The 24139-nt window shown below is 56.5% G+C and carries 15 protein-coding genes; 14 read left to right on the forward strand and 1 reads right to left on the reverse strand.

Annotated features, from left to right (window positions below):
• Positions 1-89: 89 nt before the first annotated feature.
• The 4 genes from ASF69_RS06440 (at position 90) to ASF69_RS06455 (ending at position 10922) form a co-directional block, all read left to right on the forward strand.
• Complete coding sequence (locus ASF69_RS06440; RefSeq protein WP_062586462.1) at positions 90-7265, forward strand: hypothetical protein; 7176 nt, start codon at positions 90-92, stop codon at positions 7263-7265.
• Between the two features lie 122 nt (positions 7266-7387).
• On the forward strand, positions 7388-9076 hold the full coding sequence (gene fliF, locus ASF69_RS06445; protein ID WP_062587186.1) for a flagellar basal-body MS-ring/collar protein FliF: 1689 nt from the start codon (positions 7388-7390) through the stop codon (positions 9074-9076).
• Positions 9077-9432: 356 nt separating this feature from the next.
• Positions 9433-10164: a helix-turn-helix transcriptional regulator gene (locus ASF69_RS06450; RefSeq protein WP_062586464.1), complete on the forward strand. Its 732-nt coding sequence runs from the start codon at positions 9433-9435 to the stop codon at positions 10162-10164.
• A 116-nt stretch (positions 10165-10280) separates the two neighbouring features.
• Positions 10281-10922: a helix-turn-helix transcriptional regulator gene (locus ASF69_RS06455; protein ID WP_244475438.1), complete on the forward strand. Its 642-nt coding sequence runs from the start codon at positions 10281-10283 to the stop codon at positions 10920-10922.
• A gap of 118 nt (positions 10923-11040) precedes the next feature.
• Here ASF69_RS06455 and ASF69_RS06460 read toward each other — a convergent pair whose 3' ends face one another.
• Entirely contained in the window at positions 11041-12960 is a 1920-nt protein-coding gene (locus ASF69_RS06460) for a glycosyltransferase family 41 protein (RefSeq protein ID WP_062587187.1), read from the reverse strand.
• A gap of 384 nt (positions 12961-13344) precedes the next feature.
• On the opposite strand from ASF69_RS06460, the gene ASF69_RS06465 reads away from it, so the two are divergent.
• From ASF69_RS06465 to ASF69_RS06510, 10 genes are all read left to right on the forward strand, one after another.
• Positions 13345-14220 (forward strand): flagellin, encoded by an 876-nt coding sequence (locus tag ASF69_RS06465; protein WP_062586467.1) that lies wholly within the window; start codon positions 13345-13347, stop codon positions 14218-14220.
• Positions 14221-14493: 273 nt separating this feature from the next.
• Positions 14494-15372: a flagellin gene (locus ASF69_RS06470; RefSeq protein ID WP_062586469.1), complete on the forward strand. Its 879-nt coding sequence runs from the start codon at positions 14494-14496 to the stop codon at positions 15370-15372.
• Between the two features lie 317 nt (positions 15373-15689).
• A complete protein-coding gene (locus ASF69_RS06475; protein ID WP_062586471.1) occupies positions 15690-16571 on the forward strand; it encodes a flagellin in 882 nt (293 codons plus the stop codon).
• A 260-nt stretch (positions 16572-16831) separates the two neighbouring features.
• Entirely contained in the window at positions 16832-17797 is a 966-nt protein-coding gene (locus ASF69_RS06480; RefSeq protein ID WP_062586473.1) for a flagellin, read from the forward strand.
• 189 nt (positions 17798-17986) lie between these two features.
• Positions 17987-18634 carry a hypothetical protein gene (locus ASF69_RS06485; protein WP_062586479.1) on the forward strand — a complete coding sequence of 216 codons (648 nt, stop codon included), beginning with the start codon at positions 17987-17989 and terminating at the stop codon, positions 18632-18634.
• On the forward strand, positions 18627-19916 hold the full coding sequence (locus ASF69_RS06490; protein ID WP_062586481.1) for a MotB family protein: 1290 nt from the start codon (positions 18627-18629) through the stop codon (positions 19914-19916). Before ASF69_RS06485 ends, ASF69_RS06490 begins: the two co-directional genes overlap by 8 nt.
• Positions 19917-19924: 8 nt before the next feature.
• Positions 19925-21160, forward strand: a complete 1236-nt coding sequence (locus tag ASF69_RS06495) for a chemotaxis protein (RefSeq protein WP_062586483.1) — start codon at positions 19925-19927, stop codon at positions 21158-21160.
• Between the two features lies 1 nt (position 21161).
• Positions 21162-22610 (forward strand): flagellar hook-length control protein FliK, encoded by a 1449-nt coding sequence (locus ASF69_RS06500; RefSeq protein ID WP_062586484.1) that lies wholly within the window; start codon positions 21162-21164, stop codon positions 22608-22610.
• Positions 22540-23121, forward strand: a complete 582-nt coding sequence (locus tag ASF69_RS06505) for a transglycosylase SLT domain-containing protein (protein ID WP_082469649.1) — start codon at positions 22540-22542, stop codon at positions 23119-23121. The genes ASF69_RS06500 and ASF69_RS06505 overlap by 71 nt, the downstream gene beginning before the upstream one ends.
• Positions 23122-23401: 280 nt before the next feature.
• On the forward strand, positions 23402-24073 hold the full coding sequence (locus ASF69_RS06510; RefSeq protein WP_062586486.1) for a winged helix-turn-helix domain-containing protein: 672 nt from the start codon (positions 23402-23404) through the stop codon (positions 24071-24073).
• Positions 24074-24139: the final 66 nt, after the last annotated feature.

The raw sequence follows: 24139 nt of genomic DNA on the forward strand, positions 1-24139 counted from the left end.
GAAGCACGCATCTTTGTTTCCGCTCGTTACCGGGGCTCTTGAGCTTCGCTGGTTGTTTCAACGTTTGTACTCGCGATGAAGGCCGGTAAATGACTTCTATCATCTCTTCCTTTGCTCCAAGTCAGATCAGCAAAATGACGACTTCGGCGCTTTCGGCTTGGACTACGGAAGACATGGCCGAGCTTTCGACCGAGCAGATCAAGGCCTTGTCCTCCAAGCAGATCAACGTTTTCTCATCGCAGCAGATCGCGGCCCTCGAGGTTGAAGATCTGCGGGCGATGAGCACGTCACAGCTTAATGGTATCTCGACGAGTGGCATGGTTGGATTGACGCTCGACCACATTGCTGCATTAAACAGGATTTCGGTCGCAAGTCTGGGTTCGGGGCAAATTGCGGCGCTCACCACCGACCAGGTGAAAAACCTGTCGACGGAACAATCCGAAGCTCTGACCCCGGCGCAGATCGCTGCCATGAGTTCCGATCAGATTGCCGCTCTCGATATTGAAGATCTGCTCGAATTTTCAACATCCGACTTTGCTGCGATTTCCCTGAAAGGCATTGCAGGCATCGGGACGCAGGGTGTGCATCTGTTTAGCAATGAACAGATCGGGGCCTTGAGTCCCAATGCCATCTCAGGAATGAACACCGATACGTTGGTGGCTTTGTCGGAAGAGCAGGTTGCTGCCCTAAGCACGGCTTCCATCTCACGATTGACAACCGATCAGCTGGTACGGCTGGAAACGACGCAGTTAAGCGCCTTGACCTCTAGCCAGGTTGCCTCGCTCAAAGCTGCCCAGATCACAGCGCTCAGTCCAGACTACGTGGCCAAATTGTCTGCGTCCGGGATCGCGGGCCTTAGCACCACCTCCATTGCAAGCCTGACGCCAGAACAGCTGAGTGGCATGTCAACGGTGCAATTCGCGGGCCTGACGACGAAACAGATCAACGCTCTTAAGTCGTCTCAGCTTGAAAGTCTGCCGACCACTCATTTGGCCGCGCTGTCACCCGCTCAGATTGCGGCGTTGAACACTCGAGCAATACCAGGCCTGACGCCTGCGCAGGTCGAGGTGTTTTCTGCCACGCAGGCAGAGGCACTGACGCCCGCCCAGGTCAAAGCAATGACCGCATCGCAGCTGGAGACATTCGCTGAGGATGAAATCAGGCAGTTTTCGACTGCGGACATAGCCGCAATCAGCGCAAGCACCTTTGCAGAGCTCAGCACAACGACCCTTGGGGCGTTTACAACAGCTCAGATCGCGTCGATTGGCGCAAGTACGTTTTCGAAGATGACCATAGAGCAGCTCAATGCGCTTGACGGTGAGCAGTTGGGCGCACTGACATCGACGCAGATGGCAGCGTTGACGTCGCTCCAGGCGTCGTCTCTTTCGACCGATGAGGTCGCGTTTCTTTCGACATCCGCACTGGCCGCGCTGTCTGGAAAATCGATCGCCGGCTTTGCGACCGACGTTGTGGCCAAGTGGACGCCCGAGCAGATTGCCGCACTGTCCACTGGCGCGATTGTAAAACTGACGTCAGACCAGCTCGCGACCTTGTCGACTGCGCAGGTCGAGGCACTGACCTCCGCGCAGATCAAGGTTCTCAGCTCCGTCCAGATCGGCGCGCTGAGTGCGGCTGCAATCGGCACATTCACGCCGTCTGAAATTGCGGCGATTTCGACGAAGGCGCTTTCAGCACTTAGAACCGACGCGGTTGCGGGTCTGACGAATGATCATATTATTGCGCTCAGCGGATCGTCCGTTGCGGCCATGTCTTCCGATCAATTCGCCGCCCTGACATCTGGTCAGCTATCGGTTCTAACGTCGAAGCAGCTGAGTGCGCTAAAGACGACGCAAATCAAGGCGTTGTCATCCGAAGCAATCGCAGGTTTTTCAACCGCACAGATATCTTCGCTGAGCACCAGTGCTATTGCAGGCCTTTCGGCCTCTCAATTTGCCGCCTTGCAGGATGACAAGATAGACGCGCTGACCTCGTTGCAGATCAAGGCGTTGAACTCGGCGCAACTGGCTGTACTCGGCACCGATGATATCGCCAAATTCTCCACCGCAGAGATGGCCGCGATCAACTCGAGGGCGATTACGGGATTGAGCGGTGAGAATCTCGCCAGTCTCACTTCGGCGCAAATGAGCGCCATCAGCGCCGCTGCGGTTTCTGCCCTGAAGGCAGATCAGGTGGCTGCGCTGACAGCAACGCAGATTGCTGCCATTTCCGCCAGCCAAGCGGCTGCGCTGACATCTGGACAACTCGCCGTTCTGGACAAGGCTGATATTTCGGCCCTGTCAACGACTGCCATTGCAGCCCTGGGCACCAAGGCGATTTCCGGAATATCGCCAGCCCTGGTGGCCGAGCTCACGACGGCGCAGGCCGCAGCGTTGAATGCGAGCGCGGTCTCGAAGATGTCCACCGATCAGATCGAAGCTTTGACGCCGTCCCAGGTCGCCGTCATGACCACCGCTCAGATAAAGGTCATGAGCTCAAGCCAGGTCGGAGCTTTTTCTGCAAGCGCCATTGCAGCCCTGACATCGACACAGATTGCGGCCATCCCGACCAAGTCGCTGGCCGGTCTGACTGCAACTGACATCGGCGACATGACGACTATACAGCTCGCCGCATTGACGACGGCGCAGATTGCTGCATTGTCTTCAAGCCAGCTTTCTGGCCTCAAGTCCGAGGACATCGCTGCGTTTTCTCTCGACGATATTCGCGCGATTGGCGCAGCCGGCATCGGCGGCTTCTCGACCGATGTCATCGCCGCTCTGGACAGTAAGCAGATTGCAGCACTCAGCGTTGTGGCAATTGGATCACTAACGTCCGATCAGGTCGCAGCCCTTTCCACGCTGCAGGTCGATTCGCTGACGACAAATCAGATAGCGGCCATGAAGTCCACGCAGACAGCTGCGCTTGGCGTCGAGGATTTGAAAACTTTCTCCTCGCAGGACATAGCTGCCTTGTCAGGACGGGCAATCGGCGGTTTCGGCACAGGTGTCATCGCCTCACTTGGCACGGACCTTGTTGCGGCATTTTCGACGTTTTCGATTGCAAGTCTGACGACGGAGCAGCTTGATGCCCTAACCTCGCAGCAATTCGTCGCGATGAAGACGAGCCAGATTGCGGCCTTGTCTTCCGCGCAAGCCAGCGCGATCAACCCAACTATCCTTGCATCGCTGTCTTCGGGACAGATCGCTGCGCTAGGAAGCGTTGCGGTGACCAACCTGACCGGCGCTCAGATTGCGGCATTGACGTCCACCCAGTTGTCGAGCCTCTCCACATCACAGATGGCCGCCCTGAGTTCCGCGCAAGTCAACGCACTGGGCACAGAACATGTCGCTGCCCTGTCGACCGGCCAGATTGCAGCGATCGGTACAAACGGCATTGCGGGGCTTTCCTCAAAACAGATCGCCGCGCTTACCACAGATCAGGCGGCCGCGTTTACGAGCCTGCAGGTCAGGGTGCTCAGTGAGGACCAGATTGCGGCACTTGGCGCCGACGACATCGCGACGTTCACGACCAAGGAAATCAGCCTTATCGGAACGGCTGCCATCATCGGTCTGTCCAGCGCGACATTGGAATCGCTTTCGACAGATAAGATTGCGGCCATCAACGCAGACAGCCTCGCAGCTTTGACAACCCGGCACATCGCGTCTCTTGGCAGCGCTCAGATCGGTGCGTTGACCACAAAGCAATTGTCAGGTTTGACTGCCGATCAGGTCTCAGTTCTGAGCACAGCCGACATAAGTGCGCTGTCAACGTCAAAAATATCGGCTCTCAGCGCAGCCGGGATTTCAGGCCTGACGACGACCCAGCTTTCAAAACTGTCGACATCGCAAATTGAGGCGTTGACGAATATTCAGGTTGGAGCATTGACGTCTGCCCAGCTCGGGGCGATTGGTCTGGAAGGTATCTCCAAATTCTCGAGTGCCGATATCGCCGCCATCAATGCCAACATCATCGGCTCGTTGCCAACAAGCACGATTGCCGGGCTTACGGCAGATCAGATATCATTCCTGAGCGCCCAGGCGATCGCAGGATTGACGACGAACCAGATTTCAGTTCTCAGCACAGGGCAGGTCGCGTCGCTCGGAACCAAGCAGATTGCGGCGATGACATCCTCGCAGGTTGCTGCACTTGGAACCGATGATCTTGCGTCGCTGAAAGATGCTGCAATCGGCGCGATCAGTTCTTCCGCCATTTCCGGTTTGTCGACGGAAACATTGGGCAAACTCACCGGATCACAGTTGTTGGCAATCAGCACAGCTGCTGTTTCGGGTCTTTCCGCCAACCAGATAGGGGCGCTGACGTCAAGCCAGATCGCGTCCTTGTCCAACAAGCAGATTGCGGCGCTGACATCGCGCCAGGTTGCTGCACTGGGAACAGCTGGTGTTGCCGCGCTCGATACCAATCAGATATCGGCCTTGAGTTCCAGCGGGGTTGTCGGGCTGTCGACAGAGCAGATCGACAAGCTTACTGTCGCACAGGCGGAAGCGTTGACGGCGGATCAGGCGGCAGTTTTGAGCTCTGCCCAGGTCAGTGCACTGGGCACCGACGATCTTTCGCGCTTCTCATCAAAGGAGATCGCATCGCTATCCAGCGGCAGCCTCGCTGGCCTGTCGACGGAGAAAATTGCCTCTCTTGACCCTTCGATCATAGGCGCGCTGTCGTCTGTCGCGATCCCCGGCCTTTCAACGACACAGGTCGCTTATCTAAACAGCGCGCAGCTTGCGGCATTGAATACGGCTCAGGTTGGAGCGATGAGCTCCAGGCAGGTCGCTGCCCTTGGAACAGGTGGAATCACAGTGCTGTCGTCAAGCCAGATAGCCGCGCTGAGCACAGCCGGTATCCCTGGCCTCACTGCCGAGCAACTCGATGCCATGGCAACCGACAAGCTCGAAGCACTTACGACCACTCAGGTCGCAGTATTGAATTCAGTGCAGACGGGTGCCCTTGGGACAGAGGATCTTGCGGTCTTCTCGAAGGCGGAACTTGCGGTGCTCTCGTCGAGTGCTGTCCTCGGCTTGTCGACAGCCGTCCTGGCAAGCCTCTCGGCTGACAGGCTTGCTGCACTTGGAACCGCCAGCCTCTCTGGACTGTCGAGCGGACAACTTTCGTCGCTGACGACAGAGCAGGTTCAAGGTCTCAGCACGTTGCAGGTTGCCGCACTCAGCTCCAAGCAGCTTGCTTCACTTTCCACGGCAGGTGCAGGCGCCTTCAGCCCCTCGCAGATTGCAGCATTGAGTTCGGGAGCGATAGCAGGTCTGACAACGGCGCAGATCGCTGCTTTGTCTGTGGCGCAGATCGAGGCGTTCAACACCGGACAGGTCGCCGCCTTGACGTCAACGCAACTGAGTGCATTCGGCACCGAAGATATTGCGGCGCTTTCGACCGAAGAGCTTGCGGCCCTGACATCGAACGCCATCGCGGGACTGTTGCCCGGCACCATCGCTGCTCTGCCTCTCGAACGGATCTCTGTTCTTGGCACCGCGAGCATCGCGGGTCTGACATCAGCTCAGATCTCCGCGCTTACAACGCAGCAGCTTGAGGCATTCTCGACGGCTCAGATTGGGGCTCTCGGCTCCAAGCAGATTGCAGTTCTGGGAACGGCCGGGGTTGCGGCCATGTCGCCGGCGCAGATCGCGGCGCTCAGCACCTCTGCGATTGCGGGGCTTTCCAGCGCCCAGATCGACACGCTATCCAGTGACAAGGTGGAGGCTCTGACCCCAACCCAGATTGCCGCACTGACCTCCGTGCAGCTCTCGGTTTTCGGTGTGGACGATATCGACCTCTTCTCCACCGACGATCTGGCGGCCATTCCTGCGCACGTCATACAAGGGCTTTCTACGGCAGCGCTTGCAGCAATGCCCGCGAGCAAGATTGCGATACTCTCGACATCCGCCGTCTCCGGCCTGACAAGCGATCAGATGAAAGCCCTGACAGCCGATCAGGTGGAGGCGTTCACCAGCGATCAGGTGGGTGCGCTTGGCTCAAAGCAGATGGCTGGATTGAGCCTCGATCACCTCAAGTCTTTCACGAAAGCGGAAATCGGTGCCATCAGCGCCGGAGCAATTGTCGGCATCAGCACTGCAATAATGGCTGCGCTGCCACAGGATATCGTGTCGGCGTTGTCTGCCAGCGGCGTGTCAGGACTTTCCACCGCACAGGTTCGCGCTCTCACCGTCGATCAGCTCACGGCGCTTTCGCCAACGCAGGTTGCCGCATTCACCTCACAGCAGGTGTCGGCCTTCAAGGCGAGCGATCTTCCGACATTCTCGACGGCACAGATTGCCGCTATCAGCGCTGCTGGCATAGCTGGCATGTCGAGCGATCAGGTCGCTGCTCTCAATCTGGAGCAACTTCACGTCTTGACGACGTCGCAGGTCAATGCGCTGACGTCATCGGCCGTTTCCGGGCTTTCTGCAGAAGAACTCGAAACCCTGAGCGCTGCCCAGATCGCTGCGATCAGTTCTTCAGCCATAGGAGGGCTGACGACCGAATTTATCGGCGGGCTTTCTGCCACGGAACTGGCACGTCTTGGCACTGCGGGTATTTCCGGTCTGACCGGCAAGCAGGTCGCGGCCCTGAGCAGGGATCAACTGGACTCCCTGTCGACGGCGCAGATTGCAGCCTTGAGCGCGGACGGCCTGTCCGGTCTCACGACGGAGGGAATGTCGACTTTCTCGGCCTCCGAAATCGCGGCCATCTCAGCCTCGTCGATCAGGGGTCTTTCAACCCAGATCATCTCTCGATTGACGAACGCAGAAATCCAGGTTCTGACACCGGCACAGATTGGAGCGATGGGCTACAACCAGATCGTCGCTCTCAGTACATCGCAAGTGGATGCGCTCACGACGGCCCAGCTGGGCGGGCTGAACGCCATCCAGGCGGCGGCACTCGGTACCGAAGACATCAGCCTGTTTACGACAGAAGACATTTCCGCACTGGGTACAAGTGCCGTATCGGGCCTGACAGCCGGTGTGATAGCAATACTGACGACAGCTCAAAGCGAGGCATTGACCCCTGGACAGGTCAATGCGCTGACGTCAGGGCAGGTGGCCGCCCTTTCCAAGGACAATCTGGCGAAGTTCTCGACCGCCGATATTGCCGCGTTCAACTCGTCCGGCGTAACGGGTCTTTCCACGGACACGCTTGTCAGCCTGTCCAGCGATCAGATCGGGACACTTATGGGCACACATATGGGATCGCTGACACCGGCTCAGATCTCAGCGATCATTTCCGTCTATGTCGCAGGCTAAAAAACGGAGCGCGAGCGTCTTCCCCTAAAAGCCCTACGGGAAACGCTCGCGCAAGCTTCGCCGTCTAGTTTGGTATCGGGACCAGAAGGTCTCGGACTCTTTGAATGACGGTGCGGGACAGAATGAATCTGTTAAATCAATTCCCTCAGGTTTTTAAAAACTTCGCGGCCCTTGGGCAGACGCGGCTTTTGGTGCTGGGTGGTGTGGGCGTTCTGTCCATGGCGATCATTCTTGCAGCCGCGCTCTATGTGAACAAACCTGCTTACGAAACACTTTATGTCGGCCTGGAGACGATGGATCTGAACAAGATCAGCATCGCTCTTGCGGAGTCGAACGTCGATTTTCAGGTCGGTGCTGATGGAACGAGCCTGCAGGTTCCCGTCGGTATGACCAGCAAGGCGCGGCTTCTGCTTGCCGAGCGGGGGCTGCCAGACAGCGCCAATGCCGGTTATGAGCTGTTCGACAATGTCGGTTCGCTTGGCCTCACCTCATTCATGCAGGAAGTTACCCGCGTTCGTGCGCTTGAAGGTGAAATCGGTCGATCGATCCAGCAGATCGACGGTATCGCAGCAGCACGTGTCCACATCGTCATGCCTGACGTCGGAAACTTTCGTCGCGGCGAACAGAAGCCGACCGCATCGGTCATGATTCGCGCAAGCGCAGCTGCTGGCCGCAAGGCTGCTTCGTCCATTCGTCACCTTGTCGCCTCGGCTGTTCCCGGCCTGGAGGTTGATGACGTGACGCTTCTCGACTCGACCGGCCAGCTGCTCGCATCCGGCGACGACGTTGGAAACGGTGCACTCAATCGCTCCCTGACCCTGTCGCAGAATGTACAGCAGGAACTCGAAACCAAGATCGACAAGGCGCTGGCGCCATTTCTCGGCATGGACAACTTTCGCTCGACCGTTACGGCAGAGCTGAATACCGACAGCCAGCAGATCCAGGAAACCGTTTTCGATCCCGAATCGCGTGTCGAGCGCTCCGTGCGCACGACCAAGGAAGACCAGAAGTCTCAGGAAACCACGCCGGATACGGCAGCAACGGTAGAGCAGAACGTTCCGCAGGCCGCGCCGCAGGGCGGTGGTGGCGGTCCGAAGTCTTCTGACGAATCGGCCAAGAAGGAAGAGCAGACCAACTACGAAATCAACTCCAAGACCACTGCGACAGTCCGCAATGGCTACACGGTCGACAAGATTTCGGTGGCGGTCGTCGTCAACAAGGGTCGCCTTGCCAAGATGATCGGTGAACCCGCCGACCAGGCAAAGGTCGATGCCTATCTCGCAGAAATGCAGAAGATCGTCGCTTCGGCTGCCGGTATCTCTACGGATCGTGGTGACGTGGTCACGATCACGGCCATGGACTTCCTTGAGACGCAATTGCTGGATCAGGCAGTCGCCGGCCCGGGCTTCATGGAAGTCATGAGCCGCAACTCCGCGGGCATCATCAATTCGCTGGCATTCGTCGCTGTTGCCTTCCTGGTTGTCTGGCTCGGTGTCCGTCCGATCGTCCGCTCCATGTCTTCAGGTTCTGCAGCTACCGCAGAACTCGGTCAGGAAGCAGCAGGCCTCGAATTGCCCGACTTCTCGCCGGGCCTGGGTGGCGGCGCTGCCGCTGGCGGCCTCATGGACGGGTTCGGTGCGGATTTCGGCTTCGACAGTACCGACGACCTCCTCTCAGGCGACAGTGGCGAAGGCGACTTCAATCGTCGGGTCCGCGAAGGACCGGAACGTCGCCTGTCCCGCATGGTGGAAATCAGCGAGGAAAGAGCCGCCAAGATCCTGCGCAAGTGGGCAGTCGAGAAAGCCGCATAAATCAAAGGCCGGGTTTGCCCGGCCTTTGTCGTTTTATCTCTTGCATCACGCCAAGGCACATGTACTGTTTTGATACGGAATTTACCATTTGTTCATCAGTTGGACAATTTACGTTGGAATAATGAAATCAGCGCTGTCCGATACCGAGAACATGAATATGCTCTTGGTTGCATGACAAGGGACGAAAATGCGGGGATGTCGTCGAATGACGATGGTGTTTCGCGTAGCCTTTCCTAAAATGCGTTGATTCGGTCACCAGGGACGCGGTGCTGCTCGAAGGGGTTGCGTTTCTGAATGGAAATGATTTCCATCCCGGTTAAATGATCTCCGAAAGGAGAATAAGAGGGCGTAGGCTATTGAAGGTGGATGTTGATGTTCGCAGGCTGTCGGTCGCGCCGTTTGATAGATCGGTGAAGGCGTTGCCGCGCGATCAGCTGATCCGTAACATTGCAATTGCGGCTTCTGACGGCAACGTTACAGCTGCAGTGGAGATGATTGCGTCTTTTGCCGGAGCGTCGCACTATCTTCTGGCGCGCGAGGACCTGTTACAGGAAGCCGGCCTCAATTTTATCATCACCTCTGACTGGCCTTTCGATCTTGTTCGCCGGTTAGGGTCTGAACTGACGAACAATCAGAATCGTGTTAGCGAGATGGAGAAGTGCCTGGCGCTTCTCAAGCCGCGGATGCTGTTTTTGCCGGAAGATGCCGTCATTCCCCACGGGGTGGACCGCAAATATTGCTCATTGACGTTCTGTGTCGGTCGGGTCCGGTTTTCACTGTTGCTGCTGTTTGCGCAAGAGAATGTCCCTGTCGATGATCGCCTGCGTGAGGCTGCCATGCTGACGGGTTATTTTGCGAGCTCCGGTATCGTCGCCGAATCGCGCGTTGAACGTGACATCGACCTGACGGAACGCGAGCTTGAGTGCCTTTTCTGGATTGCAGAAGGCAAGACCAGCGACGAAATGGCAACCATTCTCGGCATTTCCCGCAATACCATCAATAATTATATCACCAGCGTCATGCGCAAGACCGCAACCAAGACCCGCTCGGAAGCGATTGCCTACGCGGTTCGCAACAATCTCGTATGAGGGTCGTTCGGATGGGGTACTACAAGGAAACGGATGGGTCGCTGCTGGAACCGGGCGCGCCTGCGCGAGCGGCAACCGCCGCCAGCCGTTCTGACCTGTTTCCACGGTTGGTAGCGATGCAGCGCATACTGGGCGCCAAGAATTTCGTCGTGCTGCGCGCCGTTGCGTCGGGATTTCCGAACAAGCGAAAACTCCTGTGCGAAATGGAAAACTGGGGCATGAATGCGACCGAGCAGAGCGCTCGCCTCGTTCACGTCATGGGAGAACGTCTGCAGGAACATCTCGAGCGCTCGCTCCTGCCTGTCATCTGGAAGAGTGAGAGCGGCACTGGCTTCTCCGACATTCCCGACGTGGCCGCCTTGATGCTGAGGCTTTCCAACAGCGACTTGTCCTATGCCGGACTGGCACTGCCCGTGCGACTTGGTACCATCGGCAACGGCTACGTGGTCTTCTGTGGCGGCAGTCTGCTTCTCGACAACGAACTTGTTCTGGAACAGCACATCAAGTGCACGGAGATCATGGTCGACCTGCTTGCTCTGGACGAGCGTCGCGTCACGCCGGCGGAATCCTTGAGCGAGCGGGAAGTGGCCTGCCTTCAACTGGCAGGTGACGGTCGTATCAGTGAAGAGATTGCGGTAAAGCTCGGTCTTTCCGTTCACACCGTGAACGCTTACCTCGGCTCCGCCACCATCAAGCTCGATTCGGTCAATCGCATCCAGGCAATCGCAAAGGCGATCCGCATGGGGTATATTCACTAGAGCGATCTCTTCCCGCTGGCTAAACGCGCTCCGCCAGCAGAGGCTGCCGACGCGCTAACGCTTGGCGCGTCCGCTAAGGATCGCGCCGACCTCGGGCAGACTTCAGCGGTGTCTTCGACTATCGGACCATGAAAGGTTCGGTACGCGGGGGAAGGGCCGGGACATCAAAGTGATCCGGCTCAATGCCAGCCTTCGCCTTATCGATCATCGTAACATAGGCGGCCTCGAGATGACGGCAGAACCGCTCTGCGTCAAACAGCGGCATCCTGAAGCGATTGGCGTCGATCCGGTCGCGAATTTCCTGAAGTGGCGCAGGATCCAGCGCGTAGGATACGGCCTGCTCTACGTAGTCCTCGTCATCCTCCGCAATCAGTTCAGGCGTGCCAATGGCGTGCAACAGGCTCTCGCTGACCCGCGACGCGAAGTTCGTGCCCTTTCTCGTCAGCACCGGAAGACCGGACCAGAGCTGCTCGGAGGTCGTCGTGTGACCGTTGACCGGGAATGTATCAAGGCCAAGATCTGCCACGGTAATACGGTTGAGGTGAAGTTCGAACTCCAGCTTGGGCATGAAGAACACGCGCTTTGCAGCTATTCCCATTGCCAGAAATTTCGTGAGGATGTTCGTCCGGCTTTCCGCATTGTGACTGAGTATCCAGATCACACTGTTTGGAGCGCGCTTGAGAATGCTGGCCCAGAGTTCCACCGTCTTTGGCGTGATCTTTCGGTTGGCGTTGAAGGAAGCAAAGACGAATGCATCCTCCGGCAAGCCTGCTTCGGAACGGGATATCTTCTTGGCAAGCGGCCTGTTGACCGGATCATTCGGCTGGTAGGTTTCCGGAAGCCTGACGAATTTCTCGTAGTAATGCGGCTTGGAGCTCTCGGGAAGCACGTAATGGTCCCCAATCGCATAGTCCAGGTCGACATTGACGGTTGAACCGGGAAAGCCGATCCACGCGACTTGTACGGGGGCCGCAGCCATATTGAGAATGGAGGTGCGGTTTCCAGCGGTGTGACCCTTCAAATCGACGAGAATGTCGATGCCGCGCGCCTTTATTTCCGCCAGAGCCTCTTCGTTGGTCATGTCTCTGATGGTCACGACGTGACCCCACAGCTCACGATCCGCTTCATTGGTGCGCAGCATGTCGGGGTCGGAATGGCAGAACAGGGTCACGTCGAAGCGATTTCGATCATGCAGTTCCAGCACACGTCGGATGAGCTTCATCGTCGCGTGCTTGTCGAAGAAGTCCGAAGACAGATAGCCGATGCGGATCTTGTCGCTCCACTCGTGCGGCATCTTCCGCCGAGCGATCGTCATGTCAGGAGAGAAGGCCGGGGTATTGCTACGTGCGAGCTGGTTAAGATGCTCGTCGCCCGTCCAGTGCAGATTGAAGAAGGTCCCGTCCAGGGAGATGAAGGACAGTTCACCGGAGCTGATTGCGGCATCGATGATCGGCTGATGCTTCTCGATGGCGTCGAACTTGCAGTGCTCGCGGCAAAACACAAGATACATCAGGCGCACGGCCTGTTGACGCGGCAGCTTGGCCAGGAGCAGCCTTGCCGTCTCGATATCCCTGTGGTCGAAGAGATCCCATGTCGTGATCGCAATGCGCGCTCCGAGCTTCATGTGCTCGATGGAATCGCTCTTCATCAACACGCTTTTCAGCGCGCGGGCAATCCTGGGCTCGCCCCGCTCCAACAGGATGGTGCCGACGATGTAACAAATATCCGGGTATTTATGGAATCTATGGACCAGCTTGTTGGACAGCGCGAGCGCTTTATCCTTCTGTCCGCAATCATAATAAAGCTTGATGCTGTCAACCAGGTAGCTTTCTGCGTCAATACCGTCTTGTTGATAGGCAAGCTCGTAAGAGGTTGCAGCCTGTTCGGGCATTCCGATTTGTAAACACGTCTTCGCAAGCAGCGCATAGGTGCGCGCATCGCGTTTGACGTCGATCAGCTTGTTGAGCGTTTGAAGCGCCTGTGTGTATTGCCCGGTCTTGAAATGCTTCGAGGCGGTCGAATAGCTGATATCGTTCAACTTTATTTCCGTTCTGTCGTCTTGCCGCTTTGCGTTTGAGTGTGCGCTCATCCAGGCGCGGCCTTTCTGATTCAGGGCTTTTGGAAATAATATCCGCCGAACCTTGCTTGAAACAGGTCTTCCGGTCGGGGAGGGGCCTGCGCGTTTCACGGTTAATGCGAGGTCGCAGCGTTTGCGTCGTATTAACCATTAGAATCAACGGGGTTGGCGAGACCTGTAAAATTAAGAACTTCGAAATGCTTGGGACGCATTTTGATCCTTACGTGACGGGTTTGGTATCCAGCAGAAAAAAAGGAACCGAGTGGCATGATGCCGAACCGTTCGCGCCGGTACTAGCAATCCGGCATGTCCCTCTCTTGTACCGCGTTTTAAAAGGGGCAACTTATGTCTAGCATCAACTTCAATTCCAGTGCCAACAACGCACTTCAGACGCTGCGCTCTATCAACACGAACCTCGAAAAGACCCAGGACCGCGTGTCCACGGGCCTCAAGATTGGCGATGCTTCGGATGGCGCCGCTTATTGGTCGATTGCGACCACGATGAAGTCTGACAACAAGGCACTCGGTGCAGCGACAGACGCGCTCGGCGTAGGTGCGGCCAAGGTTGACACAGCTTATGCAGCGATGGACAGCGCCATCGATGTCGTCAACGAAATCAAGGCAAAGCTCACAGCTGCCAGCGAAACGTCGGTTGACAAGGAGCAGGTTCAGCTCGAAATCACCAAGCTTCAGGAACAGCTTTCCGCAATCGGTCAGGCAGCTTCGTTCAACGGCGAAAACTGGGCCGTTCAGGCAGCAGCTTCCACGACAACCGTTGTTGACGGCTTCATTCGTAACTCCGACGGCACCGTCAAGGTTACGACCGCGACATTCAACGCCGGCGATTACGCCATGTTCGAATCCATCACGAGCGGCGCTGGCACAGGCGGCATTCTCGCTGGTGTGATGACAATCGCACTGACAAACACATCTTCGCAGGGCGCGATCGACGGGTTCCTGTCGACTGTCGAGACTGCACTGGATGAACTGACCAAGGGCGCTGCCGCTCTCGGCGCACTGTCTTCCCGTATCGACCTGCAGGACGAATATTCCAACAAGCTGAGCGACGCGATGGAAGCCGGTATCAGCCGTCTGGTCGACGCCGACATGGAAGAAGAATCCGCACGCTTGTCTGCCCTGCAGACTCAGCAGCAGCTGGCCGTCCAGTCGCTGTCGATTGCCAACTCTTCTTCGCAGAACATTCTCACTCTGTTCCGCTAAGCATTTCAAATCCACGAAAAGGAGGCCGGACCTTTTGGTCCGGCCTTTTTTTGTGTTTTAAATCATTAACAGAGTATTACCAAATTAATTTGCAAATTAACTCTTTTTTTATTTTATGTTTGGAAGTTTTTAACCTTAATAGAGTTAGATGGATCTATCGAAACGGCGGCCGAAGGTTAACTATATTGCCCGGCAGGCATGAGGCTGATCGTCGTTTACCGGTAAATCCGGAATGTCCCTTCAATTGTACTTGCCAAAGGGGCAACTTTTACTATGACGAGTATCCTTACTAATACTTCTGCTATGTCTGCACTCCAGACCCTGCGTACGATCAACTCAAACCTTTCCACGACGCAGGACCGTGTGTCTTCGGGCCAAAAGGTTGGTGATGCCTCTGATAACGTTGCCTACTGGTCCATCTCCACGACGATGAACTCCGACAACAAGGCACTCAATGCTGCGACGGATGCTCTCGGCGTTGGTGCGGCCAAGGTCGACACAGCCTATGCTGCGATGGACAGCGCCATCGATGTCGTCAACGAAATCAAGACAAAGCTGACAACCGCCAGCGAAACATCGGTCGACAAGCTGCAGGTTCAGCTCGAAATCACCAAGCTTCAGGAACAGCTGACCGCAATCGGCCAGGCTGCTTCGTTCAACGGCGAAAACTGGGCAATCCAGGGTTCCGGTTCTTCCACAACGGTTGTCGATGGCTTCATTCGTGACTCCGCCGGTTCCGTCAAGGTAACGACCGCAACGTTCAACGCGGGTTCCTACGCGATGTTCTCCACCATCACCTCAGGTGTTGGTAGTGGCGGTATCCTCGCTTCCGTCATGGACATCGCTCTGCAGAGCAACTCCACACAGGGCGAAATCGATGCATTCATGACGACTGTGCAGACCGCTCTTGACGGTCTCACCGACGGTGCTGCTGCTCTTGGTGCGCTCTCTGCTCGTATCGACATGCAGGATAGCTATTCCAGCAAGCTGAGCGACGCCATCGAATCGGGTGTCAGCCGTCTGGTCGACGCCGATATGGAAGAAGAATCTGCACGCTTGTCTGCCCTGCAGACACAGCAGCAGCTGGCCGTTCAGTCGCTGTCGATTGCGAATTCGTCGTCGCAGAACATCATGTCTCTCTTCAGAGGCTAATCCGGTTCACGGAAATGGAAAAGCCGCGCAGTTTGCGCGGCTTTTTTTTTGAAAAAATTAAGCTTCCTTAAGAAAAATATTCATCAATATTTACAATAAATTAGCTCAGATTAATGGCTCTGTCAGGTCTTAATCCTTCCTTCATATAGGTAAAAAAATCCCTTCGATTAAATCTTTGTTAACCATAAACCTGTCTTCTGTGGTCATCGAAACAGCGCACCGAGTTTTTAAGTCGGTAAGCATGAAGCTGCCTGCTGCGTTTCCCGGCTTGACCGGAATGTCTCTTCTTAAAGAATTGCCAAAGGGGCGCCCTGAAGATGACCAGTATTTTGACAAACACCTCTGCAATGTCTGCCCTTCAGACGCTGCGTTCGATCAACACCGATCTTTCCAACACGCAAGATCGCGTTTCGTCCGGTTTTCGCGTTGGTCAGGCGAAAGATAACGTTGCCTATTGGTCCATCTCGACGACCATGAACTCCGATAACAAGGCCCTCAACGCTGCGTCCGACGCTCTGGGCGTTGGTGCTGCAAAGGTCGATACGGCTTACGCTGCTATGGAAAGCGCGATCAGCGCCGTTGACGAAATCAAGTCAAAGCTCGTCACCGCCAGTGAGCAGTCGACCGACAAGTCTCAGATCCAGCTCGAAATCGGCAAGCTGCAGGAACAGCTCTCGGCCATCGCCCAAGGCGCTTCGTTCTCTGGTGAGAACTGGATGGTGCTGGGCAACGCTTCCGAGGCAAGTGTTGTTGACGGTTTCATTCGTACTGCCAGCGGCGGAGTGAGTGTTACGACAGCGAAATTCAACATTGCATCCTATGCAATGTTCGCGACGATCAACGCCACCGGCGTTGGTGAAGGCGGTATCCTCGGCAGCGTCATGTCCGTTGCATTGACCAGCATATCGACCCAAGGCGAAATCGACGCGTTCATGGACATCGTTGAAGCCGCCATGAGCAACCTGACGGACTCGGCTGCTGCTATCGGCGCGCTTCAGACCCGTATCGATCTTCAGGATGACTACTCCGCCAAGCTCTCCGACGCCATGGAATCCGGTGTCAGCCGTCTGGTGGATGCTGACATGGAAGAAGAGTCGGCAAAATTGTCGGCGCTGCAGACGCAGCAACAGCTCGCGATCCAGTCCTTGTCGATTGCGAACTCCAGCGCACAGAACATCATGTCGCTTTTCCAGCAATAATTATCTTCGCAAACAGGTGGAAACCGCGCTCTCTGAAAAGAGGCGCGGTTTTTCTGTTTCGTGGTGGTTTTTCCACGGGTCGCGCCCATTGCGCAAGTTTCGCCATAGCTTGATCCTGTAAGGTGGTTGCCACAGGTTTTACCTTTCGTTAACCTTGGCCAAGGCAGCGCCTGTTGGCGCGTCCCACCTTCTCATGATGAGAGGACGGCCTCTCGCCAGTTGCCTGGCATGTCCCGTCGCTTTCTTCAGATGCAGGTATCATGACCAAGATAATTTCTTCCGGCTATATTCAAAGCGCGCTTCAGACGCTGCTGTTCAGCGACGATACCTTGTCGAAGACACAGGAGCGGGTTACGTCTGGTTTGAAGATCGCTTCGGCTGCGGACAATTCCGGTTACTGGTCGACCGCCACTAATCTCAAATCGGATTCGAGTGTCTTGAGCAGCGTGGGGGATGCGCTCGACCTGGGGGCTTCGAAGGCGGATACGGCTTATGAAGCGGTTACATCATTGATCAGCGTTGTCGATCAGATCATGTCGCAATTGACGACCGCACATGAAACCGGGACGGACCGGTCACAAATCAACAGTTCAATCAATGCATTGAAAGAAAACCTGCACTCCGTATCGCAAGCGGCAAGCTTTTCCGGAGATAACTGGCTGTTCAATACGTCGGAGCTTCTGTCGGAGACGAAATCGGTGCCCTACGCCTTCACGAAAAGTGCGTCGGGCGCAATCGACCTTCAGTATCTCAGTGTCAGCACGCAGGAAACCACGATGGTTGACACGAACGATGCCAGCCGCGGCTTGTTGACGGCGTCCATAGACGCGAGCGCCCGCAACCCCGATTCCAGCACGGGGCCGAGGAATTACTACCTTTTGAATGCCGACTCGACAAACCCGGCCGATGGCACGGAGATTTCGATATCGCAGGCAACGACCGCCGAGGAGCTTGACGATATGGTCTATGCCGTCGCCCAAATATCGGCACGTCTCAATCAACTGGGCGCGTCGCTCGGTACGCTCTCAAGCCGGATCGACCAGCAGACGGAATTCGTCGCTTCACTTGGAGATTCCATGGACAAAAGCGTAAGCCGACTTGTCGATGCCAATATGGAAGAAGAGTCCACAAAGTTGAAGGCGTATGAAACGCAGCGCGATCTGGCGGTTCAGATTGTGTCCATTGCCAACAATCACCGCAAGAGCTTGGCAAATCTCTTCGCGTAATCTGCGGCAGGGGTTCATCCTCGCACAAGTTTGAACCTCTACTTTAGAAATCGAATTGCTGCCGGGATTTTGCGCACCTTCGGGTGAGACGGAATTGTCCCTGTCGCTCCTTTCTGAATGCCTTGCGGATTGTTTCATGACTTTCTTATCCAGAGAAAAGACAAGCGCGATAGCGGTCGAGGTTCGTCCATGAGCGGAGCGCTGACTAAATATCTCAAGGATTTCAGCCAGTTCGTTCCTCCGGAAGTGCCTGCGCCGGCCTTTGAGGTTGAGCTGCCTGTCGCCTCTTTCGAAAGCGGCTGGCTGTCGGAGCCTGAGGTCACAGTCGATCTGGAAGAGGAAAAGCGCAAGGCTTTTGCCGAGGGCGAAGAGGCCGGCAAGCAGCAGGCAATGGCCGAGAACGAGGCCGCAATGGAAGCCATGCGCTCCCGGCACGAAGAAGAGATTGCCGCGATGCAGACCCGCTACGAGGATGAAATCGCAAATCATCTGGCTACGTCGGTCATTTCCATGAAGCAGACCATCGCGGCGAATATCGAGCAGGCGTGTCTGCGTCTGTTCCTGACCGTGATGGAGCGGGAGCTCGCGGCTAATACCGCGTCCGAACTTTCCCGGCAGATCATCACAGAGATCGAAGGCGGGTTTGCGGGCACGATCAAGGTCACAGGACCTGAACGGCTCCTGTCCCGGATGCGCGAGGAGCTCGGCTCGGTCGACCACCACATCGACTACGATGTTTCGAACGATATCGACGTCAAGGTTCAGCTGGATGGCTCGATCCTGATGACGAGGCTTTCAGAGTTTTTCCAGAGCGTAAGAGGTTTGGCCGATGAGTGAAGGCGAAAATCACCATCACGGCAAAAATGAAATCATCGTCGTGAAACGTCACAAGGGCGGTCACGATGGTGCGCATGGTGGCGCCTGGAAAATCGCCTATGCTGACTTCATGACCGCCATGATGGCCTTCTTTCTCGTCATGTGGCTGGTCAATGCCGCCAACGAACCGACGAAGGCCTCTGTCGCGAGCTACTTCAACCCTATCAAGCTGACGGATGAAAAACCGGCAGACCGGGGCATGAAACAGCCGGCAAAGACAGCCAAGGGTGAGCAGACGCAACAGACATCCGATACCAAGTCTGAAAAGCCCCAGGACGCCGCCGCCGCTGCAAGCGGTGAGGATATGACGGCGTCGTCTGGCGACAAGACAGCCTATTCAGAGGCTGCATTTTTTGAAAACCCCTATGCGGTTCTGGCAGAGATCGCCCAGGAAGTGGGGCAGCAGGCCAATGTGAGCGCCAAGGGCGAGGGCGGTGCCAGCAATTCCGGGCCTTCCACCGGCGCATCGGGTGGGGAGGCATATCGCGATCCCTTCGACCCCGATTTTTGGAGCAAGCAGGTCGATAGTCGTCCTGAGCAGGGTGCTGTCGCAATTCAGGATACCGCGCTGCCGGACACGCCAAAGAAGAAGACCGACAAGAAACCCGCCGAAGCGCCGCAGGATCGGGCAAGCGTCATAGCCGACAGCGAAACGGCAACGCCGACCGAAATTGCCAATGCCAAGCCACAGACGGTGAAATCCGGGGCCATCGATGAAATTGGCGATCTGCCACCGAAGCAGGGCCAGACCGCAGTTGCCAAGGCGGATGCTTCCGCTGCCCAGGAAAAGACGACCGACGAGTTGCGCGACGAAATCGCGCAGCAGGTCTCGGGCGTCGCAGGCAAACTTGCCGAAGGCATCGTCGTGACGCCGGCAGAGGGCGGCACGCTGATTACGATTTCAGAGAAATCCAACACGTCCATGTTCGATGTGGGTTCGGCTGTGCCGCAGAAGGACCTCGTATTGGCGATGGAAAAGATCGGTGAAGTCCTGAGCAAACAGAAGGGCGCGATTGTCATTCGCGGCCATACGGATGCCCGTCCCTACAAGTCGGGCGCAAAGGACAACTGGACCCTGTCGATGGATCGTGCCCATGCGGCCTACTACATGCTGTCGCGTGGCGGTCTGGACGAAACGCGCATCAAGCAGCTTTCAGGATTCGCAGACCGACGCCTGCAGAGCACGGACGACCCATTGAATGGCGCGAACCGTCGCATCGAAATATTGCTCGAGGATAGTTGAGGCAGCGGATGACAAAAGCGACCCGCATTGCTGTCTTGCTGATGAGCATGTCCTGGCTGGCCAGCGCCAGTTACGGACACGCCCAGAGCGACTTGCCGCCTGCAAAAATCCTGCGGTCGTTGCAGTTCGTGCAGGATTCGGTCGTGATGGGCGATCACGCCGCCAGAGAGATGCAGAAGTATCTCCTTGAGACGATCGACACGACCTTGAGAACGGCAGACGCATCCATCTTCGAGGATTCGCGAAACGCGGATGCAGCGCTTGCCTATATCATGAGCGGTGGCAATCCGCAGACACTGGACTATCTTGTTGCACGCGACGTACAGGGTCATTTCGACTCCCGCATCACGAATATCCTGCAGAAATATCTGAACGGCCGCGGCATACAGGTCGAGAAGATACTCGCTGATATCCTGCCGGAGTATCGCAAGGGTGTCCTCGGTCCCTATCTCATGTTGATCGCCGGTAATATCGCAACGACGCGCGATCCGGCGGCCTCACTGGCATTTTTCGATGATGCGCGCGTCACGGCGCCGGGTACGATCATTGAAGAAGCAGCCCTGAGGCGCTCGATCATTGCCATGGTTCAGGTCAAGGATCACGGCAAGGCTCTGGTTTACTTAAGAAAATACGCGGTGAGATTCCTTCACTCGCCCTATGCCTCTCAGTTTGCCGATCTCTTCGTCAACTTTGCGATAGACGGCGCCGGGACGGTGACGACCGACAATATTGCGGAAATTACCGCCTTGATGGACCCGGAGCGCGCAGAGGAAATCTATCTGCGCATTGCCCGGCAGGCCTCATTGCGCGGTGAGATCGCGCTTGCGCAATTTGCGACGGATCAGGCGGCGGCGCTTTCCTCTCAGACCGGCGATGTATCGCGGGCTCCCTTGTCCAAGCTCTATTCAGGTCTGGCGACTGTTCCAAGCGCGGATGTGAAGAGCGCCAGCGATGCATTGGCAAGTATTCCAAACGATGAATTGTCCGAGCGCGATCTGGCTCTGCGCGATGCCGCGAAGGCCATAGCGGAACAGATTGTGAGAACGCCTGAAGCGGCAGAGAAAACCTCCGGAAATGGCGCAGATGCTGCCAGCCAACCTGCCGTTCAGGCAGCTGCGGAGGACACAAGGGTACAGCAACAGACAGGGCAGGCCACGGCCGCCCCTGAATTGCGGGATTTTTTTGACAAGAGCCGAGCTCGTTTGAATGAGATAGATTCTTTGTTGGAGCAGGAGGAGAAATAGGATGAATGTGGTAAAGACCATCGTTCCCGGCAGCCCTGACGCCATTGCCCAGGTCGGTCGGCAGAGTAAGGATAATGCCTCTAAACGTGGCGATTCCGGCTTCTCCGATACGTTGGGATCGCTCGACAAGGGAAACTCGTCCAAGCAGGCTCCATCCGCGTCAAAGACATCAAGCGATGCTGGCGGAAAGCAGGCGGCTGCGCCTGCAGATGCGGCGGCTGTCTCACAAGCTCAAGAGCAACCGAGCGGTTCGTCCGCCCCGGTCCAATCAGCCGGCAAAATTGTCGATGCAGCGGCTCTTCCGAATCTCGATCCGGTCACTGACCCTGCAATGCCCATAATTGCCGACAGTATTGTCGCGCCGAAGGGTCCCGAAGTTGCGTCCGCACCGGTCAATCCTCCTGTTCTGACAGCAGCTGACGAAGCTGAGAGCGTGCCGGTCCTGTCGGATCTCGCGATGCTCGTCACCGCGCTCACAAAAATCGCGTCGTCGACATCTGAGACGGCAGAGCCCTCCACATCGGGTGATGAACCCGTTGATGGTGAGCAGGCTCCGGAAACCCTGGATACGACTGGCGGAAACCAGGATCTCCTCTCGCTTCTTGCCGCGACGATTATGCCTGTCGAGCCGCAGGCTCAGCAGAATGGGCAACCATCACCGCAGGGTGCCAACTCCGTCTCGGGACTACCCACCATGACGGCTCCGGACGATGGTTCTCTGCCTGTCATCGAGCCAGCCGCTCAAACAGTGGTCAGATTGCAGAAGGAGAATACGCCCTCCATCGATTTTCATATTGAAAGCCAGGAAGATGGTACGGCGAAACTCGATGTATCCGCAGCTGTCGGCGATGTTAGTGATGTTGTGCAGGTCGTTGAAAGCAGGCGCTTTGTCGGGCTTGCTGCGCCCACCAACGCCACCGCAATAACCAGCGCAATGGCTGCGGACCCGGATTGGGCAGCGACCATGGCGGGGCAAACCACCAATTCTCCCATGATCTCAAGCACAGGGCAGGTGGTCCACGTGTTGAAGATCCAGATGAGCCCTGTCGAGCTTGGGCACGTTACGGCCGCTCTCAAGCTGGTTGGTGATGAACTCAGCGTACAGCTCACGGCCCACACTTTGAAGGGTTACAGCGAGCTGCAGAAAGACAGCACCGGCATTCTCGACGCCCTGAAATCGCAAGGTTTCAACGTCGAGCAGGTGACGGTCACTCTCGCCAACAGTGCGGACCGACAGGATACGAACAGCAGCGGCAATCGCCAGTCTCAGGATACGGGACAGCAAGGCGCCCAGCAGGGGCAGCGTGGCAATGAAGAACGGGCTCAGGAAAGGTTTTCCAGACAGCCTGGCCCTACGAGCCGAGAGGACACCGCCAGTTATGAAACAACGTCGCAGCCTGAAGCACCTGCTCGCAATTCCGCTTCTCGTCCTGGTCTCGTCTACCTGTAATGCCTCGCAAGTCGCTTCCAGAGCGGACTGTGAACGACAGATTCAAGCTGCGGCAGGCCGATATGGCATACCGGAAGGTATCCTCTATTCCGTTGGCCTGACGGAGACTGGCCGAAAGGGATCATTGAGCCCTTATGCCATCAACATCGAGGGAAAGGCCTATTTCCCGTCCAGCGTTGCGGAAGCCTACCAGCTGGTCGAGAACGCCCGCAAGGGCGGTGCCAAACTGATCGATATCGGGTGCATGCAGATCAACATCCATTTTCACGGCGCAGAATTCGCGTCCGTGGGCGAGATGTTTGACCCCGCCAAGAACGTGGCCTACGCCGCGCAATTCTTGAAACGCCTCCACGACCGCCACGAGACCTGGACGATGGCGGTAGCCAGATACCATGCCGGCCCCAACAACGACCCCGCTCAGCAGCGTTATGTCTGCCGCGTCATCAGCAATCTCATCGCAACGGGCTACGGGCAGTGGACCGCCAATGCGAGAAATTTCTGCCTGAGTTGAACACCCTCAGGTTGAGTGGGGATTAGCCTGAATGGGCTAAAACCAAATGAGGCGAGATTCAGCCAAAAAAGGCAGTGCAAGCGTTAAGTGGGTTGACTCGCACTTTTCCCCGGAAAAAATATCCCGATTTTTCGAGAGGCATACTATATATAGATCAAATCGGGACAATATGGTTAATCAATTATTAATTAATGCCTGTGCTTTTTTGTAGTTGTAGGAGAATCGCGCGATTCGTACACCCTAGCATGTAGATTGGCTACACTGATTCGGAGGCGGACGAATGATCGTGGTAGTTGATGAGCGCAAGCTTGTTAAGGACGGGTACACTGCCCTATTTGGGCGAGAGGGAATTCCCTCAACTGGATTTGATCCAGCAGAATTTGGCGAATGGGTTAATACTGCGGCGGATTCCGATATTGCAGCAATCGAAGCATTCCTGATCGGTCAGGCGGAGACAACCTACGAGTTGCCGCGCACGATCCGGGATCGTTCTCAGGCGCCGGTCATTGCCGTCAGCGATCACCATTCGCTCGACGCGACCTTGGCGCTGTTCGATTGCGGTGTGGACGATGTCGTGCGCAAGCCGGTCCATCCCCGGGAAATTCTGGCACGCGCAGCGGCAATCCGCCGTCGCCTGTCGGTCCTTACACAGTTTACGGATGCAGGTCCGATCCGCGTGTTCTCCGATGGACGCGATCCGGAAGTCAGCGGTGAAGTCTTCCCGTTGCCACGCCGTGAGCGCCGTATCCTCGAATACTTAATCGCAAATCGCGGTCGCCGGGTTTCCAAGGCGCAGATCTTCAACGCCATCTACGGCATCTTCGACGAAGAAGTTGAGGAAAATGTTGTCGAAAGCCACATCAGCAAACTGCGCAAGAAACTGCGCAAGAAGCTCGGTTTCGATCCGATCGATTCCAAGCGTTTTCTTGGCTATTGCATCGACTGGAGCTGACACTTCCGCGCTGATATCCAGGTTGGATATCAGAGGGGGACGAAATTCGGGGACACTGACGCGCCG

This window comes from Rhizobium sp. Leaf311, assembly GCF_001423445.1.
Classification (GTDB): Bacteria; Pseudomonadota; Alphaproteobacteria; order Rhizobiales; family Rhizobiaceae; genus Agrobacterium.

What these genes read in the sequence shown, in the direction of transcription:
- fliF (WP_062587186.1), top strand. Translation starts at nt 7,388, where the DNA reads ATGAATCTGTTAAATCAATTCCCTCAGGTTTTTAAAAACTTCGCGGCC.
- ASF69_RS06500 (WP_062586484.1), top strand. Translation starts at nt 21,162, where the DNA reads ATGAATGTGGTAAAGACCATCGTTCCCGGCAGCCCTGACGCCATTGCC.
- ASF69_RS06440 (WP_062586462.1), top strand. Translation starts at nt 90, where the DNA reads ATGACTTCTATCATCTCTTCCTTTGCTCCAAGTCAGATCAGCAAAATG.
- ASF69_RS06475 (WP_062586471.1), top strand. Translation starts at nt 15,690, where the DNA reads ATGACCAGTATTTTGACAAACACCTCTGCAATGTCTGCCCTTCAGACG.
- ASF69_RS06455 (WP_244475438.1), top strand. Translation starts at nt 10,281, where the DNA reads ATGCAGCGCATACTGGGCGCCAAGAATTTCGTCGTGCTGCGCGCCGTT.
- ASF69_RS06505 (WP_082469649.1), top strand. Translation starts at nt 22,540, where the DNA reads ATGAAACAACGTCGCAGCCTGAAGCACCTGCTCGCAATTCCGCTTCTC.
- ASF69_RS06510 (WP_062586486.1), top strand. Translation starts at nt 23,402, where the DNA reads ATGATCGTGGTAGTTGATGAGCGCAAGCTTGTTAAGGACGGGTACACT.
- ASF69_RS06480 (WP_062586473.1), top strand. Translation starts at nt 16,832, where the DNA reads ATGACCAAGATAATTTCTTCCGGCTATATTCAAAGCGCGCTTCAGACG.
- ASF69_RS06485 (WP_062586479.1), top strand. Translation starts at nt 17,987, where the DNA reads ATGAGCGGAGCGCTGACTAAATATCTCAAGGATTTCAGCCAGTTCGTT.
- ASF69_RS06495 (WP_062586483.1), top strand. Translation starts at nt 19,925, where the DNA reads ATGACAAAAGCGACCCGCATTGCTGTCTTGCTGATGAGCATGTCCTGG.
- ASF69_RS06470 (WP_062586469.1), top strand. Translation starts at nt 14,494, where the DNA reads ATGACGAGTATCCTTACTAATACTTCTGCTATGTCTGCACTCCAGACC.
- ASF69_RS06490 (WP_062586481.1), top strand. Translation starts at nt 18,627, where the DNA reads ATGAGTGAAGGCGAAAATCACCATCACGGCAAAAATGAAATCATCGTC.
- ASF69_RS06465 (WP_062586467.1), top strand. Translation starts at nt 13,345, where the DNA reads ATGTCTAGCATCAACTTCAATTCCAGTGCCAACAACGCACTTCAGACG.